The sequence below is a fragment of the Mesorhizobium sp. M4A.F.Ca.ET.020.02.1.1 genome (assembly GCF_004022645.1).
In the GTDB taxonomy this organism is placed as follows: domain Bacteria; phylum Pseudomonadota; class Alphaproteobacteria; order Rhizobiales; family Rhizobiaceae; genus Mesorhizobium.
Genome location: NZ_RZOI01000198.1, coordinates 1 through 8,626, shown reverse-complemented (window position 1 = coordinate 8,626; position 8,626 = coordinate 1). Strand labels below are relative to the sequence as shown.

General features: G+C 64.7%; 8 protein-coding genes and 1 pseudogene. 8 read left to right on the top strand and 1 reads right to left on the bottom strand.

Going from position 1 to position 8,626, the window contains the following annotated elements; all coding sequences use genetic code 11:
• The 3 genes and pseudogenes from EN742_RS14815 to EN742_RS14805 all read left to right on the top strand — a co-directional run.
• Window positions 1–104: pseudogene (locus EN742_RS14815) on the top strand (IS110 family transposase); the annotation flags it as partial.
• A 209-nt stretch (window positions 105–313) separates the two neighbouring features.
• On the top strand, window positions 314–922 hold the full coding sequence (locus EN742_RS14810) for a cupin domain-containing protein (protein ID WP_126056005.1): 609 nt from the start codon (window positions 314–316) through the stop codon (window positions 920–922).
• Window positions 912–1,997 (top strand): ABC transporter ATP-binding protein, encoded by a 1,086-nt coding sequence (locus EN742_RS14805; protein WP_127406400.1) that lies wholly within the window; start codon window positions 912–914, stop codon window positions 1,995–1,997. The genes EN742_RS14810 and EN742_RS14805 overlap by 11 nt, the downstream gene beginning before the upstream one ends.
• Before the next feature lie 9 nt (window positions 1,998–2,006).
• Here EN742_RS14805 and EN742_RS14800 read toward each other — a convergent pair whose 3' ends face one another.
• A complete protein-coding gene (locus tag EN742_RS14800) occupies window positions 2,007–2,708 on the bottom strand; it encodes a GntR family transcriptional regulator (RefSeq protein ID WP_189363166.1) in 702 nt (233 codons plus the stop codon).
• Window positions 2,709–2,940: 232 nt separating this feature from the next.
• Between EN742_RS14800 and EN742_RS14795 the strand changes: the two genes are divergently transcribed.
• The 5 genes from EN742_RS14795 to ggt all read left to right on the top strand — a co-directional run bounded on the left by EN742_RS14795 (window position 2,941) and on the right by ggt (window position 8,471).
• Window positions 2,941–3,981 (top strand): ABC transporter substrate-binding protein, encoded by a 1,041-nt coding sequence (locus EN742_RS14795; RefSeq protein ID WP_127406398.1) that lies wholly within the window; start codon window positions 2,941–2,943, stop codon window positions 3,979–3,981.
• An 84-nt stretch (window positions 3,982–4,065) separates the two neighbouring features.
• A complete protein-coding gene (locus tag EN742_RS14790) occupies window positions 4,066–5,148 on the top strand; it encodes an ABC transporter ATP-binding protein (RefSeq protein ID WP_126059189.1) in 1,083 nt (360 codons plus the stop codon).
• Window positions 5,148–6,065: an ABC transporter permease gene (locus EN742_RS14785; RefSeq protein ID WP_127405780.1), complete on the top strand. Its 918-nt coding sequence runs from the start codon at window positions 5,148–5,150 to the stop codon at window positions 6,063–6,065. The genes EN742_RS14790 and EN742_RS14785 overlap by 1 nt, the downstream gene beginning before the upstream one ends.
• Window positions 6,062–6,862: an ABC transporter permease gene (locus EN742_RS14780; RefSeq protein WP_127405779.1), complete on the top strand. Its 801-nt coding sequence runs from the start codon at window positions 6,062–6,064 to the stop codon at window positions 6,860–6,862. The genes EN742_RS14785 and EN742_RS14780 overlap by 4 nt, the downstream gene beginning before the upstream one ends.
• Window positions 6,863–6,884: 22 nt before the next feature.
• Entirely contained in the window at window positions 6,885–8,471 is a 1,587-nt protein-coding gene (gene ggt, locus EN742_RS14775) for a gamma-glutamyltransferase (RefSeq protein ID WP_127405778.1), read from the top strand.
• The last annotated feature ends 155 nt before the right edge of the window (window positions 8,472–8,626 follow it).

Below are 8,626 nucleotides of genomic sequence, written 5' to 3'. Positions count from 1 at the left end.
AGGTTGGCAAGCCGAAGATCGTCGCCGTCGTGGCCGTCATGCGAAAGCTGCTGACCATTCTCAACGCCATCATCCGCGACCAAAAACCATGGCAAACAGCTTGACAGCCAAGACAGTCGCTCTCCCCTTGTGGGAGAAGGTGGATCGGCGCGCAGCGCCGAGACGGATGAGGGGTGTTGGACGGATCGCCGTCGTTGCCAAGCTGGAACACCCCTCATCCGTCGCCTTCGGCGACACCTCCTCCCACAAGGGGAGAAGGGGAGGCTGGCGGCGCTGCGCCGCACCGGTAAAGAGACCAAACAAGGACTAACGCATGGATGTTTTTGACGAATCGGCCGAGAAGCCGAAGGACGATGCCGATGTGCGCGTCGGCCGGCGCGTGCGGGCGCTCAGGCTGGAGCGCAAGCTGTCGCTGGCCGAGCTTGCGGTAAAAGCCGGCATTTCGATAGGCGCGCTCAGCCAGATCGAGCGCGGCATGTCATCGCTGCGCGTCAAGGTGATCTGGCCGCTTGCAGCCGCGCTAGACATCGAACCGTCGGCACTGATCGCCGACGGCAATGAGGCGGTCAATGATCTCTACTGCGTGCGCGCCGACAAGCGGCGGCAGATCCCCGTCAAGTCGGAAGGCATCGCCAAGGCGCTGCTGTCGCCGCCTGCCGCGACGCTCACCGGCATGCTGGTGAGCGTCGAGGCCGGCGGCGGAACGGCCGAGGCCTACGCCCATGCAGGCCATGAGTTCGGCTTCGTGATGGCCGGCGAGGTCGAACTGGTGGTGGACGCAACCTCCTACGTGCTCAAGGCCGGCGACAGCTTTGCCTTCAAGAGCACGCTGCTGCATGCCTTCCGCAACCCCGGCGCCGAGCGCTGCGAGATCCTTTGGGTCAACACGACAAAACCCTCCGAGGTGCGCGATGGCGCCTGATGCGCTCGTTCGATTGCAGAAGGTCTCAAAGGTCTTTCCGGGTGGTGTGGTTGGTCTCGACGCCGTCGAGCTAGATATCGCTCCGGGTGAGTTCCTGACCCTGCTCGGCCCGTCCGGTTGCGGCAAGACCACCAGCCTGCGCGTCATTGCCGGTTTCGAGAGCCCGACCAGCGGCAATGTTCTGCTTGAGGGCCGCGACATAACGGGCCTGAGGCCCTTCGATCGCCCGGTCAATACCGTCTTCCAGGACTATGCGCTCTTCCCGCACATGGACGTCGCAGAGAATGTCGGCTTCGGCCTGTCGCTACGCGGGCTGTCCGGCGCCGAGCAGGCGAAACGCGTCGGCGAGGCGCTCGACATGGTCGGCCTTGCCGACAAGCTCGGCGCCCGCGTTTTCGAACTCTCCGGCGGCCAGCGCCAGCGCGTCGCGCTTGCCCGCGCCATCGTCTGCCAGCCGCGCGTTCTGTTGCTCGACGAGCCGCTGTCGGCGCTTGACGCGCATCTGCGCGAGCAGATGCAGGTCGAGCTGAAGCGGCTGCAATCCCGCCTCGGCACCACCTTCGTCATGGTCACCCATGACCAGACCGAGGCGCTGTCGATCTCCGACCGCATCGTCGTCATGAACAAGGGCCTCATCGAGCAGATCGCGCCGCCGGCGATTCTCTACGACCGCCCTGCGACGAAGTTCGTCGCCTCCTTCATCGGCACCATGAACCTCCTGCAGTCGCGCTTCGTCGGCCGCGATGGCGAGCGCCTGCGCTTTGCGGCTGGCGAGCTGGCGTTGGAAGCTGTATCCGACACCGGCGAGGCGCCGGCCGCCGGAGACACACGCACCATCGGCGTGCGTCCTGAGGACCTTTTGGCGACCACCGAGGCCGCCGATGGCACCGCGCCGGCGCGGGTAAGCGGCGTTGTCTTTCATGGCCGCACGCTGCGCCTCCACGCCGAACTGGGGCAGGGGACATCCATCATCATCGATGCTCCGCGCCGCGCTGACGGTTTTCAATTCAGCGTCGGCGACGTGGCGCACATCAGGCTGCGGCGTGGCGCCAATTGCCCTTTGCTTACCAATTGACCGCTTGGCTCACGACGCCTTGGCGAAAAAACCCTGATAGTCGGACTTGGCCTGTAGCAGGCGCAGGATGTTCTCACGCGACCCACGCACATGGGCGCGGGCGCGATCGCCCGCCAGGGCCACGTCGCCGGCGCAAATCGCTTCGACGATGCCGGTATGTTCCTCGCGGGTGACCTTCCACTCGTCCAGCCACAGGAGCTCTGTCCACACATATTGCTGGCATTTGTCGAGTATGACGCAGAGCATGCCGTGCAGCATTTCGTTGCCGCCGATTTCGGCAATCACGCGGTGCAAATCGATGCCGACCTGCAATTCCTCGAACTGCTCCCTGGTGCCGCGGTCGGGGATCGCGGCCAGCCGCTCGCATTCGGCAAGAATCGCGCGCAGCCTCGTCTTGTCGGCGGCGGTGGCGGTGGCCGCCGCCAGTTCGGTCGCGCGCCCGTCGAGCAATTCGCGGATGTCGAAGGCCTCGCGGAACATGGTCAGGTTGAACTCCGCCACGACATAGCCCTGGCGCGGGCGGCCGATCATCAGGCCGTCACGCTCCAGCCGGTTGAAGGCCTCGCGCACCGGCGTGCGGCTGACCTTTAGGCGCTCGGCCATGTCGGTCTCCGTGACGCGGGAGCCGGGCGGGATCTGGCCGGTGATGATCAGCGCCTTCAGCTTCTCGAACACCGAATCGCGCAGCGTGTTCTTTCTTTCCTTGCTCAAGCGTCCCGCCTCCAACGGTCTGTCGTGGTTTCGCAGTTTAGGGCCTTTTAGCGCTTGCTTGAAACAGGACCGTTTCGAGAACGGCAAGCACTCCGGCTCTCGCCTCCGTCTTTCGTCACCATAAATTGCTTGGCGCGTGTTGACATCGGCTTCCGACGAATTACACTCAAAATTGTATACAAATTAGCATACCAAATCAACGATAATGGGAACACCGGTTGGAGAAGCGAAAATGACGAAGCTGCGTTGCATTCAGAGCCTTGCGGTCGCGGGGCTGCTGGCCTCGGTCGCCGTCCCGGCATCGGCCGCCGACACCATTACCGCCGCCTCCTGGGGCGGCACCTATCAGGAGGCGGAGACCAAGGCCTTCTTCGATCCCACGGCCAAGGAACTCGGCATCACCATCAAGCAGGACACCACCAACGGCCTCGACGACGTGCGCCTGCAGGTCACCGGCAATGCCGTCAAATGGGACATCACCGAGCTCGGCGCCGACGAATGCGCGCGCGGCTCCAAGGAAGGCCTGTTCGAGAAACTCGACTACAGCGTCATCGACAGAAGCGGCATCAATCCCAAGCTCGTCCATGACGACTGGGTCGGCATCTCCTACACCTCGGTCGTGCTGATCTACCGGACCGACGTTTTCGGCGACAAGGGGCCGAAGACCTGGGCCGATTTCTGGGATGTCGAGAAATTCCCGGGCCGCCGCGCGCTCTCAGGCAGCCAGGCGACGGAAACGCTGAGCGTCGCCGCCCTTGCCAAGGGCATCCCGATCGACAAGGTCTATCCGGTCGACATCGACGGTGCGCTGCAGTCCGTCGACAAGATCCGCGGTCATGTCGACGCCTGGTGGACCTCCGGCGCGCAGGCCATGCAGCTCGTCAAGGACGGCGAGGTCGACATGGCAAGCATCTGGAACGGCCGCGCCGGCACCTTGCGGAAGGAAGGCGCGCCGGTCAGCTTCTCCTTCGACCAAGGCGTTCTGACCGCCGACTGCATGGTCATCCCCAAGGGCTCGAAGAACAAGGACCTCGCCATGAAGGCGCTGGCCAAGTTTGTCAGCCCCGACCTTCAGGCCAACCTGCCGCTCTATGTCGACAACGGCCCGGCGAACGAGAAGGCCTTCGAGACCGGCAAGATCCCGCCGGAGCGGATCAAGGACATCAACTCGGCGCCGGACAACGTCAAGAAGCAGGTGCTGCAGGATCCCGAGTTCTGGCGCGACACCCTCGTGGAGGCGACCGAGAAGTTCGACAACCTGATCCAGCAATAGACAGGGTGGCACCGGTCGGGGCAGCGTCCAGGCGCTGCCCAGCTCCGTCCCGCCATGAATGATCCGGAGTCCAGGGAGATGCTTTTGTCCATCGCGCCGACCGCGCTTCCAATCGGCATCAGCGGCATCGAGAAGAGGTTCGGCGGCGTCTCGGTGCTGCGCGATCTTTCGCTCGATGTCGCCGCCGGCGAATTCCTGACGCTGCTTGGCCCGTCGGGCTCGGGAAAGACGACGCTGCTGATGATCCTGGCGGGCTTCGTCAGGGCGAATGCCGGCAGCATCAAGGTCGGGGGCGAGGAGATCATCGCCATGCCGCCGCACCGGCGCAACATCGGAATGGTGTTTCAGAACTATGCGCTGTTCCCGCATATGAATGTCTTCCACAACATCGCGTTTCCGTTGAAGCAGCGCCGCGTCTCGGCGTCGGAGACGGCCGAGCGCGTCGAAAAGGCGCTGGACCTCGTGCAGTTGAAAGGGCTCGGCGAGCGCCGCGTCGACCAGCTTTCCGGCGGCCAGCGGCAGCGCGTGGCGCTGGCCCGCGCCATCGTCTTCGAACCGCGCATCGTGCTGATGGACGAGCCGCTTTCGGCCCTGGACAAGAGCCTGCGCGAACACATGCAGATCGAATTGCGCAATCTGCATCGCCGGCTGGGCATGACGACCGTCTACGTCACCCACGACCAGCGCGAGGCGATCACCATGTCGGATCGCATCGCCGTCATGAATGCCGGCTGCATCGAGCAGATCGACCGGCCGGAAGTGCTCTACGCCGCGCCCAAAACGCGCTTCGTCGCCGGCTTCATCGGCGATTCCAACTTCATCCCGGTCGAAAGCCGCAACGGCAGCGTCTGGTATGAGGACAGGAAGATCCGCATGACGTCTGCGGCGCCAGCCGCCGGCTGCCATTTGATGGTGGTGCGGCCGGAAAAGCTGCGCCTCGTCGCCGACGCTCCGCCGGCGGGCAGCGTCAACGTGATCCCGGCGACGGTCGGCGACGTCATCTACCAGGGCGACAGTTTCGCCTGCTATGCCACGCTGCGAGATGGGCGTCAGGTGACGCTGCGCGACTATTGCCGCAGTGACGTGCTGGCAAAGCTGCCAAGGCCCGGCGAACCGGTCAATCTCGGTATCGATGCCGATGATGTGGTGCTGGTGGCGGCGGACTGATGAGCATGCAATCCGCCATACTCCCCCATGCCAGCGCCCCGACGCTCAACGCCGATGCGTTGCATGCCGATGCGCGCCGCGAATCCTTCGGGCTGCTGGCGCTGCTGTCGCCCGGCCTGCTGCTCGTCTTCGCCGTCATCATCGTGCCGATCGGCTGGCTGTTCTGGCTGTCGCTGTTCGACGAGACCGGCGCGCTGAGCGCTTCGAACTACGCGCGCTTCTTCCAGCAGCCCTCCTACATCAAGACCTTCCTCACCACCTTCAAGGTCGCCTTCGCCGTCACCGGCGCCTGCGTCGTGCTCGGCTATCCGCTGGCCTACATGCTGTCGCAACTGCCGCGCCGCGCGGCCTCGATCTGCCTGATCCTGGTCATCCTGCCGTTCTGGACCTCGGTGCTGGTGCGCACCTATGCCTGGCTGGTCATCCTGCAGCGCAAGGGCCTGATCAACAGCTGGCTGATCGATCTCGGCGTCATCAGCCAGCCGCTGCCGCTCGCCAACAATTTCGCCGGCGTCATTATCGGCATGACCCACATCATGCTGCCGTTCCTAGTGCTGCCGCTCTACGCCTCGATGAAGACGATCGACACCGATTGCCTGCGCGCAGGCATGAATCTCGGCGCCAGCCCGGCCGCCACCTTCCGGCAGATATTCTTCCCGCTGTCGCTGCCCGGCCTCGCCTCCGGCGTGGTCATCGTCTTCGTGCTCTGCCTCGGCTTTTTCGTCACGCCGGCGCTGATGGGCGGCGGCAAGGTCATCATGTGGGCGATGCGCATGGAGCAGACCACCAGCCTCTATTCCAACTGGGGCGCGGGGGCCGCGCTCGGCGTCGTGCTGCTGGCCGTAACGCTCGCCCTGCTCGGCCTGTTCCAGTGGCTGCTCGGCGCAGGCGCCACCGGCGTCTGGAGCTCGCGATGAGCATGGAAAATGCCCTGCCCATCTCGCACCGGCAACGGCTCTGGCTCTATGGTCTTGGCGCTCTCGTCCTGCTGTTCCTGATCGCGCCGTCGGTCATCATCGTCATCATGTCCTTTTCCGACTCGACGCTGCTGCAGTTCCCGCCCCAGGAATGGTCGCTGCGCTGGTACGAGAGCTATTTCGGATCGGTGGAATGGCGCGATGCCACCATCGTGTCGGTCAAGGTCGCGGTGATGACGATGCTCGTGGCTACGCCACTCGGCACAGCCGCAGCCTACGCCATCAACATCGGCACGCTGCGAATGACCGGCGCCATCAATGCACTGCTCACCGCTTCGCTGATCATCCCGGTCATCCTCATCGGCATCGGCACCTTCTTCCTCTATGCCCGCATCGGCCTCAACAACACGCTGACCGGCCTTGTCATCGCGCACACCGTGCAGGCCTTGCCGCTGGTGGTGCTGACCGTGCTTTCCGGCCTGCGGTCTTACGACATGAACCAGGAGAAGGTGGCGCGCAGCCTGGGTGCCAACCGCTTTTCCGCCTTCCGCCAGGTGACGATGCCGCAAATCCGTTTCTCGATCGTCTCGGGCGCGCTGTTTGCCTTCATCACCTCCTTCGACGAGGTGGTGGTGTCGCTGTTCATTTCCGGCGGCGAAACCACGACGCTGACGCGCCGCATGTTCAATGCTCTGCGCGACCAGATCGACCCCACCATTGCCGCCATTTCGACTTGCCTGATTGTGCTATCGATCGTCTTGTTGTCCGCCGCTCAACTTTTCGGCCGCGGACGTTGAATGCAGGGATACCGTAAACAGCATGCGTGATTTCCAATTCCCCGGCCGCTCGCCCGCCCGCGCCACCGAAGCGATGGCCGCGACCTCGCATCCGCTGGCCACGCTTGCCGCCATCGAGATGCTGCGTGCCGGCGGCAATGCGATGGATGCCGCCGTCTGCGCCGCAGCCGTGCAGGCGGTGGTCGAGCCGCAATCGACCGGCATCGGCGGCGACTGCTTTGTCCTCTTCTGCCCGAAAGGGCAAGGCAAGGTGCTGGCCTTCAACGGTTCGGGGCGTGCGCCTGCCGCCGCAACCGTCGACTGGTATCTGGAGAACGGCTTCAGCGAGCTTCCGAAGCAGGGTCCCCACGCGGTCACTGTACCGGGCGCGGTCGATGCCTGGTGCCGGCTGCTGGAAGACCATGGCTGCAAGGGCATTGCCGACGCATTGGCGCCCGCCATCCACTACGCGGAAAATGGCTACGTCGTGCACGACCGCGTCGCCTTCGACTGGGAGGATCCCGAAACCGACCTGTCGGCCGACGAGGTGGCGGCGCGCATCTTCCTGCCCGGCGGCCAGCCGCCCAAGGCCGGCGACGTCCATCGCCAGCCGGAGCTTGCCGAAACGCTGCGCATCATCGCCAGGAAAGGCCGCGCTGGCTTCTACGAAGGCGCGGTGGCCGAGGACATCGTCGGTCGCTTGCGCCAGCTCGGCGGGCTGCACACGCTCGACGATTTCGCTTCGACCAAGGGCGACTACAAGGCCCCGGTTGGCATCTCCTACAAGGGCTACGGCATCCATCAGATGCCGCCGAACAATCAGGGCCTGACCGCGCTTCTGATGCTGAACGTGCTGTCCGGCTTCAAACTCGGTGAACTCGACCCCAATGGCGCCGAACGCCTGCATCTGGAGATCGAGGCCGGGCGGCTGGCCTACCGCGACCGCGACACGTTTCTCGGCGACCAGGATCATGTCGCCGTCCCGGTGAAGGAGCTTTTGTCCAGCGCTTACGCCGACCGGCTGCGCGCCGCGATCGACCGCGAGCGTGCCATGACCGAATTGCCGCGCCTCGACCTGCCGGGCAGCGACACGGTCTACATTTCCGTCGTCGACCGCGACTTGAATGCGGTGAGCTTCATCAACTCCACCTACTATTCCTTCGGCAGCGGTGTCGTCAGCCCGAAGAGCGGCGTCGTGCTGCAGAACAGGGGCACCAGCTTCCGCCTCGATCCGAAGCACCCGAATGCCATAGCGCCCGGCAAGCGGCCGATGCACACCATCATGCCGGGCATGATGACCAAGGACGGCCGCGCGATGATGCCGTTCGGCGTCATGGGCGGCGGCTACCAGCCTTTCGGCCACGTTCACCTGCTGACCAACATGATCGACTTCGGCATGGACCCGCAGCAGGCGCTGGATGCGCCGCGAGTCTTCTACAACAGCGGCGTGGCGGAGGCGGAGCGCAGCGTGCCGGTCGACGCGGTTGCAGGCCTGCGCCGGCGCGGCCACCAGGTGGTGGAGCCGGATCATCCGCTGGGCGGCGGGCAGGCGGTGCTGATCGACTGGGAAAAGGGAACGCTGACCGGCGCGTCTGACCCACGCAAGGACGGACTTGCGCTCGGATACTGATGCCGGCGGCTTCACGATTGCGTGCTGCCGCTCGGCTGGATTTTTGCAGGCTGGAAAGATAGTCGGTGACCATGACCAATACCGCTGACACTGTGGACCTTGCGCACCGCCTCGCCCCCGGCGCCACTGACGCGCCGGCTGTTTCGGCCCCTGAC